The organism is Pseudomonas sp. LB3P81, assembly GCF_054897965.1.
Window position 1 is genome coordinate 1,550,753 of sequence record NZ_JBUBVG010000001.1, and the last position, 23,324, is coordinate 1,574,076.

General features: G+C 45.6%; 22 protein-coding genes. 1 reads left to right on the plus strand and 21 read right to left on the minus strand.

The window, feature by feature from the left end:
• Positions 1–299: 299 nt before the first annotated feature.
• Positions 300–1,334 (plus strand): acyltransferase family protein, encoded by a 1,035-nt coding sequence (locus ACYZTL_RS07135; RefSeq protein WP_461951178.1) that lies wholly within the window; start codon positions 300–302, stop codon positions 1,332–1,334.
• Between the two features lie 66 nt (positions 1,335–1,400).
• Here the strand turns inward: ACYZTL_RS07135 and ACYZTL_RS07140 are convergent, their stop codons facing one another.
• From ACYZTL_RS07140 to ACYZTL_RS07240, 21 genes are all read right to left on the minus strand, one after another.
• Positions 1,401–2,216, minus strand: a complete 816-nt coding sequence (locus ACYZTL_RS07140; RefSeq protein WP_461951179.1) for a metallophosphoesterase — start codon at positions 2,214–2,216, stop codon at positions 1,401–1,403.
• A gap of 36 nt (positions 2,217–2,252) precedes the next feature.
• A complete protein-coding gene (locus tag ACYZTL_RS07145; RefSeq protein WP_461951180.1) occupies positions 2,253–4,247 on the minus strand; it encodes a polysaccharide biosynthesis protein in 1,995 nt (664 codons plus the stop codon).
• Positions 4,248–4,339: 92 nt separating this feature from the next.
• Entirely contained in the window at positions 4,340–5,359 is a 1,020-nt protein-coding gene (locus tag ACYZTL_RS07150) for an MraY family glycosyltransferase (RefSeq protein ID WP_461951181.1), read from the minus strand.
• Positions 5,359–6,324 (minus strand): UDP-glucose 4-epimerase family protein, encoded by a 966-nt coding sequence (locus tag ACYZTL_RS07155; RefSeq protein ID WP_461951182.1) that lies wholly within the window; start codon positions 6,322–6,324, stop codon positions 5,359–5,361. The genes ACYZTL_RS07150 and ACYZTL_RS07155 overlap by 1 nt, the downstream gene beginning before the upstream one ends.
• Entirely contained in the window at positions 6,324–7,577 is a 1,254-nt protein-coding gene (locus tag ACYZTL_RS07160; RefSeq protein WP_461951183.1) for a glycosyltransferase family 4 protein, read from the minus strand. Before ACYZTL_RS07160 ends, ACYZTL_RS07155 begins: the two co-directional genes overlap by 1 nt.
• A 14-nt stretch (positions 7,578–7,591) precedes the next feature.
• Positions 7,592–8,722, minus strand: coding sequence for a non-hydrolyzing UDP-N-acetylglucosamine 2-epimerase (gene wecB, locus ACYZTL_RS07165; protein ID WP_461951184.1), 1,131 nt, complete (start codon positions 8,720–8,722; stop codon positions 7,592–7,594).
• Between the two features lie 23 nt (positions 8,723–8,745).
• Positions 8,746–9,864, minus strand: coding sequence for a UDP-2-acetamido-2,6-beta-L-arabino-hexul-4-ose reductase (gene wbjC, locus ACYZTL_RS07170; protein ID WP_461951185.1), 1,119 nt, complete (start codon positions 9,862–9,864; stop codon positions 8,746–8,748).
• Positions 9,865–9,867: 3 nt separating this feature from the next.
• Entirely contained in the window at positions 9,868–10,902 is a 1,035-nt protein-coding gene (locus ACYZTL_RS07175) for a polysaccharide biosynthesis protein (RefSeq protein WP_461951186.1), read from the minus strand.
• Positions 10,903–10,939: 37 nt separating this feature from the next.
• Positions 10,940–11,722 carry an AglZ/HisF2 family acetamidino modification protein gene (locus ACYZTL_RS07180; protein ID WP_461951187.1) on the minus strand — a complete coding sequence of 261 codons (783 nt, stop codon included), beginning with the start codon at positions 11,720–11,722 and terminating at the stop codon, positions 10,940–10,942.
• A 1-nt stretch (position 11,723) separates the two neighbouring features.
• A complete protein-coding gene (gene hisH / locus ACYZTL_RS07185) occupies positions 11,724–12,338 on the minus strand; it encodes an imidazole glycerol phosphate synthase subunit HisH (protein WP_461951188.1) in 615 nt (204 codons plus the stop codon).
• On the minus strand, positions 12,335–13,468 hold the full coding sequence (locus tag ACYZTL_RS07190; protein WP_461951189.1) for an N-acetyl sugar amidotransferase: 1,134 nt from the start codon (positions 13,466–13,468) through the stop codon (positions 12,335–12,337). The genes hisH and ACYZTL_RS07190 overlap by 4 nt, the downstream gene beginning before the upstream one ends.
• A gap of 42 nt (positions 13,469–13,510) precedes the next feature.
• Positions 13,511–14,650 carry a hypothetical protein gene (locus tag ACYZTL_RS07195; RefSeq protein ID WP_461951190.1) on the minus strand — a complete coding sequence of 380 codons (1,140 nt, stop codon included), beginning with the start codon at positions 14,648–14,650 and terminating at the stop codon, positions 13,511–13,513.
• Entirely contained in the window at positions 14,640–15,899 is a 1,260-nt protein-coding gene (locus ACYZTL_RS07200; RefSeq protein WP_461951191.1) for a hypothetical protein, read from the minus strand. Before ACYZTL_RS07200 ends, ACYZTL_RS07195 begins: the two co-directional genes overlap by 11 nt.
• Positions 15,896–16,555 (minus strand): hypothetical protein, encoded by a 660-nt coding sequence (locus ACYZTL_RS07205; protein ID WP_461951192.1) that lies wholly within the window; start codon positions 16,553–16,555, stop codon positions 15,896–15,898. The genes ACYZTL_RS07200 and ACYZTL_RS07205 overlap by 4 nt, the downstream gene beginning before the upstream one ends.
• A 46-nt stretch (positions 16,556–16,601) precedes the next feature.
• Positions 16,602–17,825: a hypothetical protein gene (locus ACYZTL_RS07210; RefSeq protein ID WP_461951193.1), complete on the minus strand. Its 1,224-nt coding sequence runs from the start codon at positions 17,823–17,825 to the stop codon at positions 16,602–16,604.
• Between the two features lie 33 nt (positions 17,826–17,858).
• Positions 17,859–18,800 (minus strand): Gfo/Idh/MocA family protein, encoded by a 942-nt coding sequence (locus ACYZTL_RS07215; protein WP_461951194.1) that lies wholly within the window; start codon positions 18,798–18,800, stop codon positions 17,859–17,861.
• Positions 18,801–18,811: 11 nt separating this feature from the next.
• A complete protein-coding gene (locus ACYZTL_RS07220) occupies positions 18,812–19,789 on the minus strand; it encodes a Gfo/Idh/MocA family oxidoreductase (protein WP_461951195.1) in 978 nt (325 codons plus the stop codon).
• Positions 19,790–19,813: 24 nt separating this feature from the next.
• Positions 19,814–20,572 carry an oxidoreductase gene (locus ACYZTL_RS07225; RefSeq protein WP_461951196.1) on the minus strand — a complete coding sequence of 253 codons (759 nt, stop codon included), beginning with the start codon at positions 20,570–20,572 and terminating at the stop codon, positions 19,814–19,816.
• Positions 20,559–21,260 carry an acylneuraminate cytidylyltransferase family protein gene (locus tag ACYZTL_RS07230; RefSeq protein ID WP_461951197.1) on the minus strand — a complete coding sequence of 234 codons (702 nt, stop codon included), beginning with the start codon at positions 21,258–21,260 and terminating at the stop codon, positions 20,559–20,561. The genes ACYZTL_RS07225 and ACYZTL_RS07230 overlap by 14 nt, the downstream gene beginning before the upstream one ends.
• The gene (locus ACYZTL_RS07235) at positions 21,257–22,270 is read right to left on the minus strand and encodes a Gfo/Idh/MocA family protein (protein WP_461951198.1); all 1,014 of its coding nucleotides are present in this window, start codon (positions 22,268–22,270) and stop codon (positions 21,257–21,259) included. The genes ACYZTL_RS07230 and ACYZTL_RS07235 overlap by 4 nt, the downstream gene beginning before the upstream one ends.
• Positions 22,267–23,313 carry a nucleotidyltransferase family protein gene (locus tag ACYZTL_RS07240; RefSeq protein WP_461951199.1) on the minus strand — a complete coding sequence of 349 codons (1,047 nt, stop codon included), beginning with the start codon at positions 23,311–23,313 and terminating at the stop codon, positions 22,267–22,269. Before ACYZTL_RS07240 ends, ACYZTL_RS07235 begins: the two co-directional genes overlap by 4 nt.
• Between the last annotated feature and the right edge of the window lie 11 nt (positions 23,314–23,324).

Genomic DNA, 23,324 nt, shown 5'->3' on the forward strand with positions numbered 1-23,324 from the left:
GCCTGTCAAAAATGTGTCTGTTGCAGGATGTGAAACAATCAAGGATGGACACAACCTCTTGTTCCGCGCTGGCCCGATCAATGCAAATCCACTGAAACACCGGCATAATAGGACGCCAGCGACTCACTCAGATCATGTTCACCGCCACGGCCTGAACGGGAGCGATCTGAATAAGAAAAGTATTACTCTCAAAAGTCGCAACGGAAAAATCTGTTTGCCTATCGGTAGAGTCTTAAAAAACAACAATCACAAGAACAACACTTACATCATTATTAATATCAGCTGAAAGGGGAGTATTTGTGAGGGCATTGAGTTCAAGGTGTGTCACTTATTTTGATGGTCTAAGAGCCCTTCTCGCACAGATAGTCGTTGTCGGGCACGGCTTCGGATTCTTTTTTGGCTACTGGAATGGCTTTTTCCCATTAAAGGCTCCATATATTCAATCAGTTGCAGTTACAGGTTTTTTCTTCGTATCTGGATTTCTGATTTGCAGAAGCGTAATGGCCAACATAAGATACAAGAACTCAAATTATGCTCGATATTATGCAGACAGAATTTCTAGAATTTACTGCACACTTATTCCCTGCCTGCTATTTGTTGGATGTGTGGATTACCTTTTCTACTCTATTCATCCGGATTTCGACTTGGGAAATAATCTTAGCCCGTCTATACTCCTGCACAACTTGTCCCTAATCCCCTCAATGCCATTTGGCACCATGAGGCCGATCTGGAGTTTGATGTTTGAATGGTGGATCTACATCGTCTTCGGTGGAATTGTTTTTTTCAGAAAAAACAGGGTCGCAGGAGCATTTTGCATCTGCATTGGCGCTTATTACACGTTTTACATAAACGCCAAGGGAGAGGCTGGACACTTAGAGTATATATGGCTTCTTGGCGCTCTCGGGGCGGTATTCTTCGATAACGCAACGCAGGTCAAACACAGCAAACACATCGCATTATTGTCAATCTCTGCAGCCATTTTTGTATATTTGATCACACTTGATGCGTACAACCTGATCGCCGGTACATTACTTTCTCTCGCGCTTATATTTTTCGCAGCCAGTACGAACAAATCGAATACAAAAGCCAATGTAAAAGTATCGAGGTCTCTGGAATTCTTGGCGGGATACAGCTTTACATTGTTCCTAACGCATTACACTGTTTTGTACTGGTTGCAGAAATCTGGATTCTCCGGGCTTTACGGCTTACTGATTTCCTGGCTCGCATCAAATTTAATAGCACTTATCATTGCTCGACACACAGAGAAACACCACAAAGCAGTGTCAGATAAGATATTACAATTGAGAGATATAAAATCCAAGAAACTGACCTGACAGACCAGTGAATCCCGGTGTGTGAGGACATCGCGCATGCCGATGTCTTCACGGAGAAAACAGGTATCAAGCGATGGTTGTGACCGTACCGGTAATCAGCTCAACGATACTGAGCGCCCCATCCGAAAACGAGCATCCCGTGTCTACATAGAAAGTATTTCCGATACTACAGACACTGGGCACTGTAGTATGGCCGACATACAGCGTGTCTATTCCAGCGATAATAGTGTCGTCGTGACGGTCAAACCTTTCCCGAGAGTACAACGCTATTTTTCTTGCCTGCTCAAACGCGCTTTGACCACGCTCCCCCTTGAGAGCGGCTATTCCATCTTGCCAGCAATCATCGTCACTCACAAACGGTACTTGGGCATGTACAATTCCAATCAATCTGCCATCTGATAATCCCAACTCAATAGCCATTGGAAGCTCTCGCAAATTGTCAGCAATACTCATCTGCGTAGTGGAAAGTAATTCGTAAAACCATGCACCCCCATTGCGAGAGTGCCTTGAACTATCAACATCGCCGTTCATCCAATCAATGATCATTTGTTCGTGGTTCCCACGCACGCTATGAAACCACGGCTTTTTCAACCAATCTACTACCTGCGCGGATTGAGTGCCACGATCAATGACATCTCCGACTGCGAACAGTCGATCCTTATCCGTATCAAACTGCACTTGGATTAGAAGAGCGAGCAACGTATCAAAATGGCCGTGAATATCGCCCACAACAAAATCAAGACCCGCTTTATTAGCGGCATATGAGTGAACACTGCGTGGAATATCGATATCGCGCATAGAAGCCACTAAACAAAAGGTTTGATCGGACGCTGTTTTGCGCAAATAAAAGAGCAGCCCCTTAAGGCTGCTTCCAAACTCCATGTAATCTTGCTAATGCGGAGTTGTGACTAACTGAAGTCAAGGCTCCAAGCGTCGCTGCTGATATATCCAGTCGACAATTTCTCCCTCTGGAGTGTAACCGCTGACGGTATCGCGCAACAATTGCCTGACCCGTGAATAGTCATCCTTTTCAACCGCTACGAGTAACTCGACCAGTTTGGCCTTAAGCACATCCCACGGTAAAAAATCCTCGTTGGCACTCATGATCATTGGGTGCCGAGTCGCAGCGACGTTGTCGCCAATCAGCAACTCTTCATAGAGTTTTTCACCAGGACGCAATCCTGTGAATTCAATGGCGATGTCGCCATGCAGGTTTTTGTCCGAACGAATACTTAATCCTGAAAGGTGAATCATCTTCTCAGCCAGTTCGATTATTTTCACTGGCTCGCCCATGTCCAATACAAATACATCGCCGCCCAAGCCGATGGACCCAGCTTGAATCACCAGTTGGGCAGCTTCGGGGATCGTCATGAAATAGCGAGTGATCTTCGGGTGCGTGACTGTCAACGGCCCACCGGACTTGATTTGCTTATGGAATAGCGGAATCACAGATCCTGAGGATCCCAACACATTGCCAAATCTCACCATGGTGAAACGGGTTTTATTCACACGGGACACATTTGAAGTGTCACCGAACAAAACCGGAGCCAGTTCCCCACTGAGCGCTTGCAAAGTCAATTCGGCTAAACGTTTGGTACTACCCATGACATTGGTAGGGCGGACCGCTTTGTCTGTGGAGATCAGCACAAAATTTTCCACTCCTGCCTGCAGGGCAGCCTGCGCGGTATTGAGCGTGCCGAACACGTTGTTCAGCACACCCTCTGCAATATTGTGCTCGACCATCGGTACGTGCTTATAAGCTGCTGCGTGATACACCGTATCGACGTGCCAGGTTTTCATCACATCCAGTAGTTTGTGCGGATTACGGACGGAACCCAGGATTGGTAAAAGTTTTACCGATAACGATTCCCGTGCTATCCGTTGCTCAAGCTCGGACAAGATGCTGTAGAGGTTGAACTCACTATGATCGAAAAGCAAAAGCGTGGTCGGTCGAAGAGCAAGTATCTGCCGGCAAAGCTCTGAACCGATTGAACCGCCAGCACCCGTTACCAGCACCGAAAGTTCTTTGATGCAGTGTTCCATCAACTCGCTTTGCGCAGGAACCGCGTCACGTCCGAGCAGGTCAGCGATATCGACTTCCTGGATATCATCGACCTTCACCCTGCCACTTGCCAGATCCATGAAGCCCGGGATACTTCTTACATGAAGAGGAAAGCCTTCAAGAAAACCCAGGACTTCACGTCGCCGGCCACGATTCGAGGATGGGATCGCCAGGAGAATTTCCTGAGCACCCGTGTTGTCGATCATCTGTTGGATATGCTTCGGCTTATAGACCTGTAACCCAGAGATAACCCGGTCGGCAATACTGCTGTCATCATCGATAAACGCTACTGGACGCATGACGCGCCCCATGCGCAACGCTGCAACAAGCTGGTTTCCCGCCGCACCGGCACCATAAATAGCGACTTTGGGTAGGCCATCGTCCCGATTAGTGAAGGGAACATGCTGAGCAGCAGTAAACCAATCACCCAAAAAATACTGGCGCATTGCCAAGCGCAAACCGCCGATCATAATCAGACTCAACCACCAGTAGTTGAAGATGATCGAGCGAGGAACTACGCCTTGGTGGTTACCATACCAATATACCACCAGAGCCAATATTAACGCTGACAGACTAACGGCTTTGATAATTGCTATGAGAGCGTCATTGCCGAAGTAGCGCATCACTGCGCGATACATACCAAAACGAACAAAGAGGGGAATAGCGATTACAGGTGCGCTGAAAAATAGCCACTGATGCTGCGAAAACGGATTAATCATGTCGTCTATGCCCAAACGCACGACAAACGCCATCCACAGGGCTGTGCAGACCAAAACCACATCGGTGGCCACCTGAATCAAACGCTTATGCCAACGAGACAGACCTATCAAGAAAGCCCGCAACTTATCCATAGTTCCTCCAGACACCAGTGTTACTCCTTACACCTTCAATCGCCGATACTTATGTAAAAGTGACCACTTGCAGTCACAAAATCAACTGAGCATTAACATTCAAGCTCTCGAGCTCCGGCATTGAATTTGAAAGCCAGGAAAACCAAAGGTGAATACGCAATAACTATTCCAAGCACTCCATCAAGCCTCAGCAGAGTGACACAGAGCGCCACTGGCAGAAGCCAAAACAGGTTGATCGCACCGACAGCAAGCGTCACCGGCAAATGTTTACCAAATTTACGGGAAGCAAATTGATAAGCATGACTCCGATGGGCTTCGTAGACTTTATCACCGCGTAATAGACGGTGGGTTAGTGTGAAGGTCGCATCAACGATAAATACTCCCATCAAAATCAACCATGCCCAAAATAGCGCCGGAGAAGCCCATGCCGCCTGTAGAGAAATGATACCTATGATAACGCCGAGAAACCCACTGCCCGCATCACCCATGAAAATCCGCGCAGGTGGGAAATTCCACAGCAGAAAACCTGCTACAGACGAGGCCAGGATCAAAGGCAGCCAGACCATGCCCTCGACGTTGAGAAGCCCATAGAGCAGGCAAGCGCTTAAGCAAGCACAGATGGCCTCCACGCTGGCGATTCCATCTATCCCGTCCATAAAGTTATACAGATTGAGCATCCAGACGAGATAAACGGCCGCCAAAATATGACCGGTCAGACCGAGATCGATACTAGTTCCGAAAACATCCAGCGGGGGTAGCCCTCCGATCCAGAACAACGCCCATATTGCCGCACCAAAGTGCCCAAGCAGACGCCATCGTGCCGCGATATGATTGTGATCATCCATAAAGCCGACGACAGCTACCAAAGTCCCCGAGCCTCCCGCCGCGACGAGCGTTGTCCACGACACTTGCCCGCTCCATCCTAAAAATGGCAGCGCCGCGAGGAAAGCAAGAACGATGGCAACGCCTCCACCGCGAGGCGTCGGTATCGAATGTGAACTGCGAACATTTGGAATATCTATAATGCTTTTAGCCAACGCATAACGTCGCAGGATCGCCGTCAACACAAATGAAAGTAAAGCAATACCCGGAATCATCCAACTATAGTTCATTATTTTTGATGTTCCTGAAAGTGCAATGCTGTGGCTTTGAGAGCATCATTTACGCTAACCGGGGGTGTCCAACCTAAAAGGGAACGTGTCTTCGTGATGTCCACTTGCAATGATCCACAAAGGCGTTGAGAGAGTGCCTTTTTACCGAGCAGACTAGCGCCCGTTTTTAGTATCCAGCTCGGAACAGGTATAAGTCGTGCGTGTGCGTTGAGCGCCTGCGACATTTTTCGAAGGAGCACTGTCGTGGACAGATCCTCACCATCGCTTACAAGGAACGTCTGGTTTGCTGCGGCGGGATGACCAACGCAAGTCAGTACCAGGTCTACCAAATTATCAATAGCTACCAGACTTCGGTTGTTATGAATGGCACCAAACGGCAAAGGGACACCCTTATCCAGCCAACGCATCATATTCAAGAAATTCGCTTTGACACCGGGACCATAAACCAGAACAGGTCGGATAATCACCACCTCCCGTCCCGTCTCAGCGGCAAGTTTACGCAGCGCGATTTCCGCTTCCATCTTGGATAAGCCGTAAGGATCCATAGGTGCTGATTGGCCATCAGCCTCGTAGGCGAGCGGCGGAATAGTGCCTTCGCCATTCACCTTGATTGAGCTGATAAAGACGAAGCGCCTGACACCCGCCGCGAATGCCTGGCGCGCCAGGTTCAGAGTGCCCTCCACATTTACCTTGCGAAAGGCCGACAAGGGATCTTCCTCTGTGTCATTCATGACGTGCACACGAGCGGCAGAGTGGATGACTACATCTGTATCAGTGAAGCAATCCTTCCAGGAGGTTTGTCCATCTAGCGTCGAAAAGCGCACGGTTTCGACCTCTTCAGCAAGAGCAGGGGAACTCTCGCGGAGTGCCGCAATTACCGGATACTTTTTTTCATTGACAATTCGACGAAGAATAGCTCCACCGACGAACCCCGTAGCTCCGGTCAATAAAACTGACTGCTTCATCACTTGTTTGCCTTACGTAACGTAGCAACGCGGAACATACTATCCAGACGCTCCATTAGTACCGATTTTGAGTAATTCGTCTCGTAATATTCTCTACCTGCCATCCCCATAAGTTTCAGCTGCTGAGGTTCCGCCTTCGCGAGCGCCAAGGCAATTGCTGCCAACCCCTCCGCATCACCTGACTGGCAGGACAGCCCTGCACCCGACTCATTGATAACCCGTGCAGCCTCGCCATTGATCATGCCAAGCAACGGCCGCCCCGAGGCCAGGTAAGCTTGTACCTTGCCGGGAATGGTCTTCTCGAATACATCGTTTGTTTTGAGTGAGACCAGCAAGGCATCAGCGCAAGCGAACAACGCGGGCATGGCGTCCAACGGATGTCGGCCCAGCATGATCACATTCCCGAGCCCTCGAGACTGGACCTGTTCACTGAGCCATGCACTCATCCGACCGTCGCCGACCAATACCCAGCGCACTGCGACCTTGTCAGTCAGCATTTCAGCAGCGTTCAGAACGGCAGGAAGATCCTGCGCTTCCCCGAGATTGCCAGCGAACAAAATGGTGAAAACTGAATCGTCGCGGGCCAATAGATCCGAAGCAATGGGTGTGGAATTCGAGAAGTCATCCTCAGCCCAGCTGGGAAAGTAGAGCATACGGCCAGAATCAATTGGATTAGTACAGTAATGTTTAACTTTTTCGAAGAAACCATGGGACTGCAGGAGCAAGTAGTCAGTCCGGTTATAGATCCACGACACCATCCGGCCAACCAACGCCAGCAGCTTTGGATGTTTTATGACACCGACAGCCCTCAGGGTTTCCGGCCACAGGTCAAGTACCCAGACGAAAACGGGAGCCTTTTTTAACTTTCCGAGAATGAGCGCTGGAATGGCAGCCATAATGGGCGAAACGGCATAAACAAAAACAGTATCAAATTTCTTGTTCCACAATTTCAGCGGACCTAAAATCGAGGCACATATAAAAAACGACAAATAGTTAAAAACCAAACTAATACTGCGCTTCCCACGCGGAACCATAGGTACTCTTATTACTTCCGCACCGAAAAAATCTTTAAATTTTTCCGGGGCATTTTTATACTCGTCAAAAACCTTACCCTCTGGGTAATTTGGCAAACCTGTTAAAACCGTTACTTCATGTCCTTTACTGACAAAGTCACGAACCAGATCATTGATTCGCATATTTTCCGGCCAAAAATATTGAGTAACAACTAAAATCCTTAAGTTTTTATCAGACATGTCCACATCTCGAATCAATACTTTTTCCAAACCACGCGATTTACATAATCGGTATAGCTGTGAACAATCCTGGTCACTTTATCTGACACGTTAGGCATGCTGTAATCGCTAACCAACCGAAGGTCTCGGTCCTGACCGCGACTTTGACTTTCCAAAATTTGCAATCCTTGCAGGACGCGTTCGACTTCCAGTCCGACCATCATCACAGCAGCCTCTTCCATACCTTCAGGGCGCTCATGAGCCTCACGGATGTTGAGTGCCGGAAAATTCAAGATGGAAGATTCTTCATTAATTGTCCCGCTATCAGACAGGACGGTCTTCGCCTCCAGTTGCAGCTTATTGTAGTCTTTGAAACCAAGCGGCTTCAGCAGTTTTACGTTCTCATGAAAGATTATTCCCATCGCATCTACGCGCTTTTGCGTTCGAGGATGGGTGGAAACAATAACGGGAAGTCCATATTGAGCAGCGACAGTGTTAAGGACATCCACCAGCTTAAGGAAGTTCTTATCACTGTCGATATTTTCCTCACGATGGCCGCTGACTACAAAAAACTTGCCCGCCTCGAGCGATAAACGTTCCAGTACATCAGACGATTCGATGCCTGCGCGGTAATAGTTAAGAACCTCAAACATCGGACTGCCGGTTTTGATGACCATGTCGGGACTGAGGCCTTCACGCAACAAATAATCACGAGCGATGGAGCTATAGGTGAGATTGATGTCCGCCGTATGGTCAACAATACGACGATTAATTTCCTCAGGCACACGCATGTCGAAACAGCGATTTCCAGCTTCCATGTGAAACGTTGGGATTTTGCGGCGTTTGGCCGGGATTACCGCCATGCAACTATTAGTGTCTCCGAGAACCAGGAGTGCCTCAGGTTGGACTTCCGCCAGCACTCGATCCACCGAGATAATCACGTTGCCGATAGTCTCAGCACCACTGGCACCAGCGGCGTTCAAAAAGTGATCCGGCTTACGTATGCCCAGGTCCTGGAAAAAAATCTCGTTCAGTTCATAGTCATAATTTTGTCCTGTATGCACCAATACATGATCACAATGCTTGTCGAGCGAAGCCATGACTCGCGACAAACGAATAATTTCAGGACGGGTGCCTACGACGGTGACAATCTTGAGTTTTTTCATTACCGCTCTCTGCATGAATATGTTTAAGGCTGAGTACCAAGGGGAAGCGCGAAAGTATCCGGTTGCCCACGGTCAAATATCTCGTTTGCCCAAAGCATGACGATCATCTCCTCGGTACCCACGTTGGTTACATCGTGCGTCCACCCGGGCACCGTTTCGACGATCTCAGGCTTATCACCTGTAGTAAACAATTCGTAAAATTCACCAGACACAATATGCCGGAAGCGGAAGCATGCATCGCCTTTGATCACAAGAAATTTTTCGGTTTTTGAATGATGATAATGACCGCCACGTGTAATCCCGGGATGAGCGGTGAAGTAAGAAAATTGGCCAGAATCGCGTGTTTTCAGCATTTCTACGAAAACGCCGCGAGGATCGCTGTATTTGGGAACTTCGTAAGTAAAGCTATCTGTAGGCAAATAGCTCAAATAGGTGGAATAGAGCGCTCGCACTACTCCCGTTCCTACCGGTTCGGTGATGATCGTATTTCGACTTTCACGAAAAGCGTGAAGTTGCGTTGATAGTTCGCCAACAGTTAGAGTGTATTGTGGCTCAATTGCAACGGTGGTTTCGCCGACGCACTGCCCATCCATTACTGCGATAAATTGCTTGATGACATCATCAATGTAAACGAGAGTCACTAAGGATTTAGGATCGGCAATTTGTATAGGAAGGTTACGAGCGATATTGTGGCAAAAAGTCGCCACAACCGAGTTATAGTTCGGCTTGGCCCACTTGCCAAAAACATTCGGAAGACGAAACAAATAAACAGCTGACCCATGCCCACTTGACAACTCTAACAATGCTTCTTCGGCAGCTCGCTTGCTGTTTCCATACGCATTGTCTAATCCAGCTTGAATTGATGAAGTGTAGAGCAGCGGAATATCACGGCCACTTGCAACAATCGCGCTGACGAGCGTGCGTGTCAGATCAGTGTTGCCCGTTTTGAACTCTTCCGGATGTTGCGGTCGATTGATCCCGGCCAAATGGAAAATGAAATCCACTTCCGAAACAAGCGTATCGAGTTGCGTAATATTGTCCTCCCGACCAAACGGAACAATATCAACATCAGTCCGCTCTAGGAGATGAGCAACAAGGTTTTTGCCTATAAACCCATTCGCGCCGGTGATCAGTACTTTCATGCTTTATTCCTCTGGAATAGCGTGTTCACCACGCTGAATAGCGAGCATGAAATCCAACTTAAGAAGCAGCTTTTGCATTCCCTCAACGTCCAAGCGCTCGGTATTATGTGAATTATAATCTTCCATGGTGGAGATTTTTTCCTCGCCCTGCTCCACAAACTTACTGTAGTTAAGATCACGCAGATCTGGCGGAACCCGGAAATACTGACCCATATCTTCGGCACATGCCATTTCCTCCCGACTCAGCAAAGCCTCGTAAAGCTTCTCGCCATGTCGAGTGCCAATTATCTGAATTGGATGTTCGGGTTTTCCGACCATTGAGGTCAACGCACGGGCAAGCGTTTCCACGGTCGCCGCTGGAGCTTTTTGTACGAACAAATCGCCATTATTGCCATGTTCGAAAGCATACAGAACCAGATCCACGGCATCGGCCAAAGTCATCATGAAACGAGTCATGTTTGGATCTGTAATCGATAGAGGTTGGCCTGCCCTGATTTGTTCAATGAACAGAGGGATGACCGAGCCACGCGATGCCATCACGTTGCCATAGCGCGTGCCACAAATGACCGTTTTGGTTTCGTCGACATTTCGCGACTTGGCAACCATTACCTTTTCCATCATCGCTTTGGAGATACCCATCGCATTGATCGGGTAAACGGCCTTATCTGTACTCAAACAGACCACGCGCTTGATTTCATTCTGGATCGCAGCCTCAAGTACATTGTCCGTACCGATGACGTTAGTCTTGACTGCCTCCATAGGATGAAACTCGCAAGAGGGAACCTGCTTGAGTGCAGCAGCGTGAAATATATAATCAACGCCTCGCGTTGCATTGAGGACACTTTGATAGTCACGGACATCGCCAATATAAAATTTTAATTTAGCACTGGCGTACCGTTTTCGCATGTCATCCTGCTTCTTTTCGTCCCGACTGAATATCCGAATTTCAGCTATATCAGTCTCAAGAAAACGTTTTAGGACAGCGTTTCCAAAAGAACCAGTGCCACCCGAGATGAGCAGTTTTTTTCCGCTAAACATAAATAGTCCTGAAGCAATGCGTGCGATGTAGGCTGTATCACTCAGATCGCAGGGCTGAATAAATTAGATCGTCTTTCTGCTGAGCTGTCGGATAACTGATTAGTACAGCGCGGTAAGGCCCCTTGAAAACAAAGAAGCTTCCAGCAGCCACACCTACCACTCCACAAGCAGCGACGACCGCATGCATATCCTCCAGAGATCCTGCACCTCCCAGAATCGTAATGGGAATACGTACCGCTTGCCGAAGCTTGCTGGCAAGAACTACGTTGTACCCCTTCATGCGACCATCGTTATCGATAGAATTGATTACGATTTCGCCAGCGCCGAGCCTTTCGACTTCCCGCGCCACGTCCAAAACATCACGTTTTGTATTACGAGTGCCATTGTGAGTCCAAACATCATAGGTTTTGCTTAACAGACGCTGCTTAAAATCAAGCACTACAACCACGCTTTGACGTCCCACTTCAGCCGCTATCTGTCCAATGAGGGCGCTATTTTCCAGCGCCGCGGAGCTGATGGCAACCTTTTCAACACCAAGCGCGATGATCTTTTTCGCTTGCTCCGCAGTCCGGATACCACCGCCATAACACAAGGGCATCCTGCACTCTGCTGCCAGGTGAGCAATTTGCTTGTAGTTTGGTTCATTGCCATGGACAGTAGCATCGATATCAATAACGATCAGTTCATCGGCTTCTTTTTCATTAAAAATTTTGACCGCGTTGATAGGATCTCCTACGTACTTCGGCTCTTTGAACCTGGTCGTTTTAACGAGACCACCATCTTGAATCAATAAACATGGAATAATTCTTGGTCTTAACATTTCAAAGTTCCGCGAAATTCTTCAGAAGGCCGACACCAAAATGGTGACTTTTCTCTGGATGAAATTGCACACCATAGACATTATCCGCTGCAACGGCACAGCTGAAATCCAGACCATATGAAGAAGTCGCGGCTACATTAGCCAATTGTTGACACTCAAAAAAGAATGAATGAAGAAAATAGAAGCGCGCGTCTTTTTCAAAGCCTCGAAACAATGGATTTCCAAGCGACGGAACCACATCATTCCACCCCATATGAGGCAAGGCCAAATCTGATAACTGAGGAATGGAACTGAAGGATCGGACAGCTCCAGAAACCCAGCCTAAGCCAGGTAGACTACCCTCGTCACTAGAGTCAGCCAATATCTGCATACCCACGCAAATACCAAGCACCGGGACTTTCTTCAGTTGTACGAGCTCGTCAAGGAGAGGGCGCATACCGGAGCTATCTAAACGCTCCATCGCATGATCAAAAGCACCGACGCCTGGCAATATCAACTTGGTCGCACTTGCAAGTTCATCTGCATTTTGTGCCACAGACACCGGGATATGTAAACGCTTATAGACATTTACAAAAGCCTGGATATTGCCCAGCCCGTAATCAATAATAGTTATCATCTAAACAGTCTTCTTTCCAGCCCCAAAACATTCAATACGCGCGAACCTATACCAATCATAAAACGTTTGTTTTTATAATCATGGAATGTTTTGTTCTTGCCTTCGAATATTTGCTGCAGCTCACCTACAGTCAAATCTAGCTTATTGGCCACATATTCGAATTCTGACTTGAGAAACTGCTCATCAAGTTCAGGCTTGGCAATACGTTCAAGCGCTGCGGAACGCGTCATCTGCCCGGTCATGATCAAACTGGAAAAGTGTGCACGACGCTTCTCGTAACCAAATTTTCGCGGCATCCAATAATCTTCATAAAAACGAGTAAACCGCGACTCATGATGTTTATGTTGAAACTTCCTCCAACCGAACAATCTACCTAGTGTTTCTTCCGCCTCATGCTTGACGTAAGGCAAAAGATTAAGCGGTCTAATGACCTGCATGCCAAGCACATAACGATAGTAAATCTTGTACATCAACACATCAACAACAGGAAAGCTCTTTAACTCTTTACTTCCAAACTTTGAGTGTATTCCTTTGATTAACGTTTTATCTATACCTGGGTAAGCACCCCACTCCTCGGGCTCGCGACAGCATTCTGTAGAGTAATTACCCCCCGTTAAAACATATTTAATCTTGTGTAACTTTGCAAATTTATACAGCGCCGAGAAAAAAGCGGTATCTTGCGGTATATCCTGATCCGGCACCTGGGCTTTCAAAAATGAGACTTGAAGGCTTTTCATCTCCTCCCAGTTTATTACCTCTGTATAAAGGTCTAAACCCAAGCCATCCACAAGTTTCTCGATGTTACCTACGGCTTGGTCCGTATTCCAACCTGCATCGACGTGAAAGAGTAAAGGGCGAAGTCCCATTTTCTCTTTTGCAATATAACAAAGATAAGAACTGTCGAGACCGCCACTTAGGCCGATGATGCAGTCAAAATCGCGACCCTCACCGTCTTTTTTGATTCGAGCAGCAATCTTCTGAAGCTCAGATTCTCCGCGGGCATCGACATGCCAGTTCGGCTTGATATTGGTAATAAAGTTAGTGCAGTAATCACACCGACCATCTTTATCGAAATGAATGTTTGGATCAGACGTATCCATGATACATGTATTGCAAATTTGATAGCTCATAAAAGCCCTTTATCGAGTCTAGAACAATAATAGCACTTAAATTCAACCAGCGAATAAATCTTCCGAAATCTCATCTTTCAGAAAAACCACACGTTTCCCCAACGCTTTGTATTCGTAGCCGAGAAATGAGTCGTACGACGCCATGACATCACAGTCAGGAAATACCGCCCTTCCAACCACCCTGTCAGCGAGGACGGTAAGTTGTTTAACGGAGGAGTCATATACGTGACTTGGATGCAATTTTACAACAATACAGAAATCTGACTTCTGTCTAATCTGCTTGAGAAAATCGATTTCAATGTTCACAAAAGGAGCAGAAGACGCCAAAAACAATACGGGTTTTTCGCTGGTTACTAAATCCAACTTGAGGTTTGGTATAATCACGTCTACTGCGGACACGGTGTAGTAATTTAGAAACACCTGCTCAAACATCGAATCAAACACGTACAAGCACTTAATCTGACCAAAAGAATAGTCAAATTTCAAATCAGCATGAATATAGGCATGCTGAATAAGATCGCAGCGCTTCGAAAGATGGGTTATGACATAATCCCATCTTTGATGATTACTATCCGTTACAAACGCTTTCCCTTTGCTTGCCAATTTATGTATAAACAATGAAAACCAAGCCATCGATACCAAATCAAACATATGCAGTATCAGGTCGCGACGAAGAACTCTTTCACTACCTTTGAAGGCCAGCGTTTTGGCCAAGACCCGCACAACAATGAGAAAGCCCTTAACAAAATCTGCCGGTGAGAGATAACCGACAAAGTCAAAAGGACGTTTACATACAAAAAAAACACGCCCCTTCAAATCACCATAGAGGTATTTAAAAAGCTTTAGATTTTGAGTGTTAGGCAAGCATATGTTTTCAGGCAGATCCGCCAGCTTTCGCTTATGAGGCCATACAAGAACAACGAAGGACATGAGTAGACTTATAATGGAAAACAGAAAGACCGCCGGCACCATTAAAAGCCTTACGACCCATAATATGGCTAAAATCAACAAACCATATTTTTTGAAAAGCGGGTATATAGACAATGCTTTGTAGGCGGGAAAGTTTTCAATACGGGGTTTATCCGCGAGAAACTTGTCTTTCATCGCACGGTCCAAACACACCTCATTTATATAAGATTCAAAAATGAGGTCAGATAGTATCTTCACTGATTTATTCTGCATGATGCGGCACCACTTTAACAAATATAAGCCGCGCTGCGACTAATAGGAACAGATAGAAAAGCACATTGAATAATGCAATCCACTGCAGCATGCTCCCCCTAAACATACTCAAAAACAACAGTAGCTCCGACATGTATATAAACAAGAAAACCGGCCCAAACCTATAACGAACGGAGTAAAGCCCACAGATAAATAACGAGTAAAGCAGGATAGGAATAATCCAAAACACATAATAGCCGTAGTTCAGATAAAGCTCAGTTTCAATGGGCCACTGCTGTGTGGCAGCCCCTTCAAACCACTGAGAAGGAAAGTAGATGGATGTCAACCAGCGGCTAATATCGTGCAAATAACCTTCAGAAGGTATGCCCACAAACGTAAGCCACTTGTTAAGCGGATATGCCATCGTCAGCAAAAAATCCGAGGGCATATCTCGGAGTATCATCTCATGGAGGAAAATCGTATTGAAATAACTGAGAAAATACTCCAGCAACATTTCAGGCGTACTATAAAACCCGTTCGACCTAAAATACATGGCAAAACTAAAGAGCAGGACAAATCCTACAAAAATAGCGCCCCCCTTAATAACGGTCAGTCGTGCGACACTTAACCACGGAACACTAAAGAAAATAGCAAAATAGAATATCCTGCTTTTAACCCCCTGAATATAAGCGCAGCCTACAAGCACGACAAGAACAAAGAGTATAAGCAGCACATTTATTTTCTTACAAGTACGCCAGTAAAGCCCTAGTACTAACGCCAGAAAGTTAGCGCTCATTATCAAAAGAAAATTGAGTAGCCCGTACCCCTTTTTGTTCTCAAGGTATGTATCGCTATAATTTGAAAACCACGCATCTACTCCCCCTGTAACCTGGAGAAAATAAGTACTCCCACCGAGAATAGATAGGGCTAACAGAAAGAAACCGATGGGCCTGACCTGATATACCTGGAAAAAGTCAGGCGCAGAAGATCGGTCCAGCAGCGTTTCAAGGAATCGAGTAATAAAAAAGAAAAGCGTAAACACATAAGCAAAAGACAATATCGACTCATCAGACAGTTTTGACCAGTCGTTGACCTTGCCCCACGGCAACACATACTCCCAACCAATAATATCCAATGTATAAAAAAGTAGACAAGGAAATACGAAATACAAAAAATAACTGATAAAAACGACATTGGAAGGACATAGAACCTCCTTGTTTCTAAAAACCAAAAAAACCACAATCATGAACACTACAATTGCGAAGATCATAGAACCTGCACAGGCATATTACTGTTAGCCAACAAAATAGAATTTAATGCGTTTTCAACTGCATCGAACACTATTTGATTGCCCACTGCATTTAAGTGATGATTATCACTTAAAAATATCCGTTCAGAATCCCCCTCCTGATAACAATCATCCATGTAATCATTATCAAATATGGTACTCAAAGCTTCATTGTACTGACCTATCGACTCCGCAACAAATGGGTTCTTTTTAACATAGACCATAGACGGGGGTGCGATGGGGACTATCAGAAAGACGGAGTCAGCAAATGCATCCTTGAGCCTTTTCATATTTTCCTGGAACTGGCTGAGCGGAACGTACTGGATTTTTCTATAAGATATCAACTGAGTATAAAATTTTTTTACAGCCCAGTGGACAGGCGCTGATATAAAGGAAGGTAATCTAAGCAGAATAGACAATTCACCCTTCTTTATAGCCCTCGGGTAACAATCGACTATACCGACCTGAACAACGACAATGTCCGGCTTTACTGCACGATAGTAATCGTTGGCTATAGATACAAGCTGGTTGCTATCCAAACCTGGGACGCTTGCCGCCCTTAAATAAAAACGCCCGCAGAAATGATCAACCACTTTATATACCCAGCAGTCATTATCACTTACCAATTCTGGCTTCACTCTCGGCAATCCGAGCGAGTCAGTTAATATTAGAATTTTTTTCATATCACCTGACATAAAGGTTTTTCACTAAAAACAATACTAAAATACTGACAATCAGAAAATTCAAAAATGGGAGGAATACCAGTACTGGACTTGCCAGAAAGATACTGGAGAAAAGCAGGGAAACTAAAAATCCGCCACCCATTAAAAGCAAATAGCAAAATGCAAGTAACTTTTCCAATTTTCTCGCAAGATAGAAATTACAAACAAAACCGAGAACAACCAACGCCGTCTTTAACAAGAGCATAGAAACGAGCACTTCAACCAGACCGACGCTAAACTTTCCGAGCACGACTAAATACAATAGCACCATAGAAAGAAAAGCGACAAATGCCCCTGCAAGATAAGTACAACATTTTCGAGCAATGGATAAAAAATCCTGGTGAGAGGCGCCAGAGGTTTCACTGAACATTTTTAGCATGCCAGGAGTAAAATAATATAATACGGCTGTCACGCCAAGAAAGTAGATGTTCGTTAGTACATCCACATACTGGAAATCCGCCCGAACCTTATCGCTGGCACCCAGGAAACTCAAGACAAGCCTGTCTGACGTCAGCAATACGACCAAACCGCTAGACATCAAAAACATATATTTTGAAGAACTCAATATCTTGACAAATAACTTTCTTCCATCACCAAGGTTTATTTTGAAAACTTTCAACTTTATCATGCAGTATATGTAAAAACTTAAAACAACTACAAATGCTGATAATATCCAACAACCAAAAAACATCAAATGAAGCTCTGCATCGATTTTTGTAAGCGCTGCCGTTGAAAAAGTAACAAAGAACATTACTGCCCAAGAGATGTTCATCGAATTCAAAAGATTGTCTTGTTCCAACAATCGGAAAACGGTTTGGCAGGACGTTTTGAGATGATTGACTCCTCCAATCAACAAGCCCGCCATGAGATAAAAATTATTTCGAAAAACTACGGCCGAAAATATTAATAACGCTGCCACTACCGCTGAAAAATAAATCTCCAGTCTCAAAATGTCATTCTTTTCGCGCTCACTTTCACTGATGGCGCCATCTCTGACGGCGCCATTGTGAAAACCCAAGGCCAAAAACGTACTATAGGAAATTACGATGAACGTGACGCTAGAGTCCGCCAAAACATGTTGAGCAGCTGTATTTGTAAAATAAAGTGTCAGTAAGGCAACCAGTGAAAATTCGCTATACGCAGCGACCACATACCTAAACGCACCGATCAAGCTACTGCTACTCACAATTCATCACCTGATAGCGCGGCTCCAGAGTGATCAAACATAAGCAGCGATACGCGCGTATAATTTACTATTGGTTAAATGCTCATCCAAAGCACAAAGAGCAGTCTCGTTGCCTTCTAGAAAATTTTGTACTTGTAGAAAAAGCCCGGGTTTATATTTCTTATCCAGTTCATCATCAAATTCTACAAATTCAATGGCCACGCTATTGACTTGTTGAACTTGTAACTTTTCTAATGGTTTAAAAATGAAACGCCTCTTGACCGTAAGGATTTCCACTGCCCAACGTCCAGGTGCCTGCCAGTCACCGCTATAAGAAAACAGTGCACCACCCTCGGTTTCACCGGCACCGGCAAACCTTGCAGATCGGCTATGCCATGGCAACGTACCGGAAGTGTAAGTACTTATTGCCTTTGGTCTGCCTCCGAGAAAAAAAGCGAGATCTGTAACATGACTCGTATTCGCAAAAAACCAGTTTTCCTTGACACCATCAGCTTTAGGTATCACCGCAATAGAGTCAGACCACTCGGTTAATTCGAAATTGAAACTCTTCACACCGCCATCTTGCTCTATGAGTTCTTTTGCTTTTAAAACAGAAGCTAGAAATCGTCTATTGTAAGCAACGTACACAGAAGCATTCCGGCTGTCGGCTAATCCGCTTAAGGATTCGATGGCTTCTAGCGTCATTCCCCCGGGCTTCTCTACCAAAATACGTTTGATTCCATGTTTTATCAAAAGGGCAGTAGTACTCTCCAGTTGATCCACACTGACAGAAACAATTGCCGACTCGATCGTTGTCAGTTGATTTTGGCTAAGGAACGCTTCCAGTCCGCCTGTAGAGGGACATACGCCAACAATTTTTTCAAATTCGGCAGCCGACTTTTCACTACGACCGACCACCACAAATTGCTTATCTAATCCCTTGATTACCTGAGCATACTGAACTGCCATTGGGCCAGCACCAACTAATAAAATCATTCTAACGACGCTCAGGTAATTGGACAAAAGGTGTATTCAGTATCACTTTTATCATTGAAAAAATCCAGCAAACCAGATAACAATGGTCGATGAAGAGCAGCAGATTCAGCGAAAGCAGTTAAACTTGAACGCTTATCCAAAATCACAGACTTGGCAACCACTTGCGTCAGTTGACTTTGATACAGGTTAGTAAAAGGTATTTCCTCCTTGACTCCACTACCTCTGTATTCAATCACACACAGCCCCTTAGACTCATCAACGTTTATAAGGAAATTATCTGTTTCAATCTTAATGTCAATTGCTGATGGCGTATCTTTAGCTATGGACGTTAATGCAAAGCCGCCTTTATTGCTTGCCCCAGATATTGTACCAGTAACTTCTTTATATCCTGGTCGTTTGCTTTCAATAATTTCCGATGCCAGACTATCGAGATTCAACTGGTAATGCGTGCAGTTACTTAAATATGCCCAGATATCAATAAAATGTATCGAGTTGCAGGCAAGGCCCCAATCATTTCCGACCACCGTTAAATTAACCGCACTTTCATTTAACAGTTTTTCTTTCAAAATACTATAGATCGGAAACATTCTACGTGGACAATTAACCCACACTTGGGTTTCATAAGTTTCTAGCAAAGATTCCGCGGCATTGAGCTGCTCTACTGACTGGAAGAGCACTTTTTCCAGTAGCAGATTATTGACTTTAACGTGTGAAAAAAGCTGCTCAATTACCTGCAGTCGACAATTCGCCCCCGTGGAAATAACACAAAAATCAATCACTTCATTTACATGTGAGATATTCGTGAGAAAGTGAATATTTTTGATTTGTGAGGAAATCTGTATCTGATCAAAACGAACTTTCGCGATATCAAGTGACTCTTGGGAAGGGTCTACAACGTAAACAGTCACTTCGCCGAAATCACATTGAGCCAGCGCCTGCAAATGACGGCTACCTAACTGACCCGCGCCCACTAATAAAAAGTTATACATTAGATGCTCCGCTGGACGACGCGCTCACAGGGAGAAGCCATCATCGACTATAAGATTCTGACCATTCATATATTTTGACTGATCTGAAAGCAAAAAAACGATTGGGCCAAGAACATCGTCAATATCTAGCATCCCTTTGCCTAAACATTGTTTTTTATACTGCTTCAAAAAAACTTCCGACTGACCATCTAGAATCCCACCCGGACTTATACAGTTTGACCTGAAGAAACTATTCGATACATAGGCAGTCAGATACTTGCTTAAATGAATTATTGCAGATTTTATCGCGGCGTATTCCACAGGCATTGTCATCGGGGCATTGTCGTACACATCAAATTTCGGAGCAATAACGCCATATACCGAAGAAATATTGACAAGTGAGAACGGTCTGTTTTCACGTCTAAAATAAGCAGCACATTGTTGCATGAACAAAAAAGACGAGCCTAAATGCAGCGATACATTTTCATTAAAGTCACTGAGTTTCACATCAAAAAATTTCGCGCCGTAACTGCTATTTCGAGGATAAGTGCAGTTTACCGCACCATCCAGGTCTTTGTACTGGGCGAACACATAATCAACGTTCGTCGTGGAGTTCAAGTCAAGTTCAATGAAAGAGATATTTGAAGTCTCCTGCAGACCAATCTCTTTTACACGCTGCTCCATGAACGTCTTATTTATATCCGCAGCAATGACAGTGGCCCCGTGCTCAACCAAAGCAACTACAAGTCTACTTCCCAACAGTCCGCCTGCTCCAGCTACCAGAATTTTCTTACCCTGTAACATGTTCGCTCCCGAGATTTGCCAATAGCATTTCAGCCATTTTGAAGTCGTATATGTCGTCGATATCAACTGCCCGCTCTTTCGGAATTATCACTGACTTTACCCTACCCGAAAATATATTTTGCTTATCGAGAATAAAGCTAGGGCGAGCAACATAGGCGACAGTTGTCATATCATAAACTTCAGGAGCGTCTTGACGCCGGTGAACATCGCTACTTGAACATACCAGATGGCTGAATCCTTTCTCATCACGGACAAGCATATTGAAGTACGGACTTCTTGAAGCAGGAGTTACTGTAACTACAACATCCGTATTTTCATCAGCAGAAGCTATGCACTTACTCACATCCTCAACGCTTCTCAAAGGGCTGGTAGCAGGCAAACTTACAAACAAATCGAAATGCTCGCCTCGGTCATGCAAATATTCAATTGCATGGCGCCAAGCTAGCCACTCGGGGGCGGTATCGCTCGCAAGCTGCTCTGGCCTCCTGATTACTTCGACCGAATAGCTTTCGGCAACAGCCGCTATTTCGTCAGAGTCGGTGGAGACAAAAATCTTTGTAATGGTACTAACTTGCTGGGCAATCTGTATGGAGTGGCCAAGGAGAGGAACACCTCCCAATGACTTTATATTTTTCCCGGGCAAGCCTTTCGAGTTCCCTCGAGCAAATATGAAGGCGTACACACTCATAATAGAAAATCTCCAATATTTACTACCTGCCGGTTAGCTGCAGAATGTTTTAAAGCTTCAATCAAGCTCAATGTGCTAAGCGCCTGATCGATATCCACTGAAGGTCTCGCTCGCCCCGCAGCCACCTTAGAGAAATTAACCAACTCATCAAGATACATACTATTGCGGTCATACTCAGCGTCGATAAAGATGACTGTCTGGCTATTGTTATCTTTCAGAGTGACACTGTTCTGCAGGATATCCCAAATCAACGTGCCGTACTGACCAATAACTTTGCAGGTTCGAGCGGGTGAACGCTGTAGAAAATCCATGTGCAGGTTCGCAACAAGTCCTTTCTTATTTATAAGGATAGCATCGACGCTGTCTTCTACATCTATCTCTAGAGCCCCAGAGTTGGACGCAGCACAAAACGCAGTATCGAATATTCCAAAAATCCAACCTAAATAGTCTAGCTCATGACTAAGCTCGAGAAGAACGCCACCACCCAGCGCTTTTTGGGCAGACACATTTTTTTTATAATCGCTGGTTGGGCGCCAATCAGGTAGATACTGCCCCACATCAATGATGACGTTATAAATATCACCCAGCATACCTTCAGTGATCAACGACTTGAATTTGATGGCCGATGGCATAAGACGGAGATTATAGGCGACTTCAACTTTGCCGCGTTTATCATGCAGTACAGCGCCCAGACTCTTGAATGTATTCATCGAGTCGGACAGTGGCTTCTCAATCAATACTGGCACATTAGACTCAAGTAGCAATGCCGCCTGACTGATATGAAACGGGGCGGGTGAGGCAACGATTGCAAACTCAAGTTTTTCACTGAGCGCTTGCTCGATACTCCGATAAACGACGGTATCGGCGCCTATCTCCTCTTGGCTTGGTACCCTCCCAGTTGCGGATACACACAATACTCGCGCGGGGTTAAATAATTTTTTCAAATTACTTATATGCCTGCGCGCAATACTACCGCTGCCTACAACCAGAAATGTTCGGATCGGGTTCATATATTACCGAACTCTTGCTGCGCTCTTTGAAAATCCTCCATCCGCCCAATATCAAGCCAGTACTCGTGGACAGGAAACATATTTACGTCCTGACCAGCATTAATCTCTCGCTCAAGCAAGGTCGGCATATCAACTCTGGTGCCCGGCGCAACACTTTTTACCAGTTCAGGTGACAACAGGTATATCCCTGCATTGATGAAAAATCGTTGTACTGGTTTTTCCACCATGGAGCTAATTCGATGCCCCTCACTTTGAACAACACCATAGGGAACGCAGTACTCATACTCACGCACACACATGGTAGCGACACCCGTATGATCCTGATGAAACTCCAATAAATTCTGAAAATCCAGAGTGGTCAGCAAATCGCCATTCATCATAAATAGCGGTAGATCAATTTCATCGTGGGGTAACAGGCCTAACGCCCCACCTGTACCCAAGGGCTCTTCCTCATGGATATAACGAATGCTGACTCCCCAGCGACTGCCATCACCGAAGTGTTCACGGATCATTTCCGGCATATAGTGCGTGGATATAAAAAAGCGATGAAATCCGGAACTAATGAAATTTTCAAGAATCAGTTCGAGGATCGGCTTATCGCCAACTTTGAGCAGCGGCTTTGGACAATTATGAGTCAACGGTCGTAGACGTGTACCAAATCCTCCGGCCATTAAAAATACCGGATTGTCCTTTAGCTGCTTTTTCAAAAGATCATGCAAAGTCTCCAGACCGATGACACGTTGGTCGTGATCTAGCAAAGGTAACTGAAGCAGCTGATATCTCTCCATGACCGACAGTACGCGCTCCTTGCTCCAGTCCTTGGTCGCTGTCCGCGGAGTTGTGCACATGACATCTCGCACAGGAGTGTTGAGTGGTCGCTGCATCAGCAACGCGCGACGTACATCACCATCTGTCAACGTCCCCAGAAGGCGACGTTCCTCGTCAACTATCATGACGATCCGCACCGCTACGCGATCTAGCGTTGCAATGGCTTCCTCCATGGAGCTATCAGGGCTGATGAGCGTTAACTGCCATTGCTTCATTGAGTACCTTC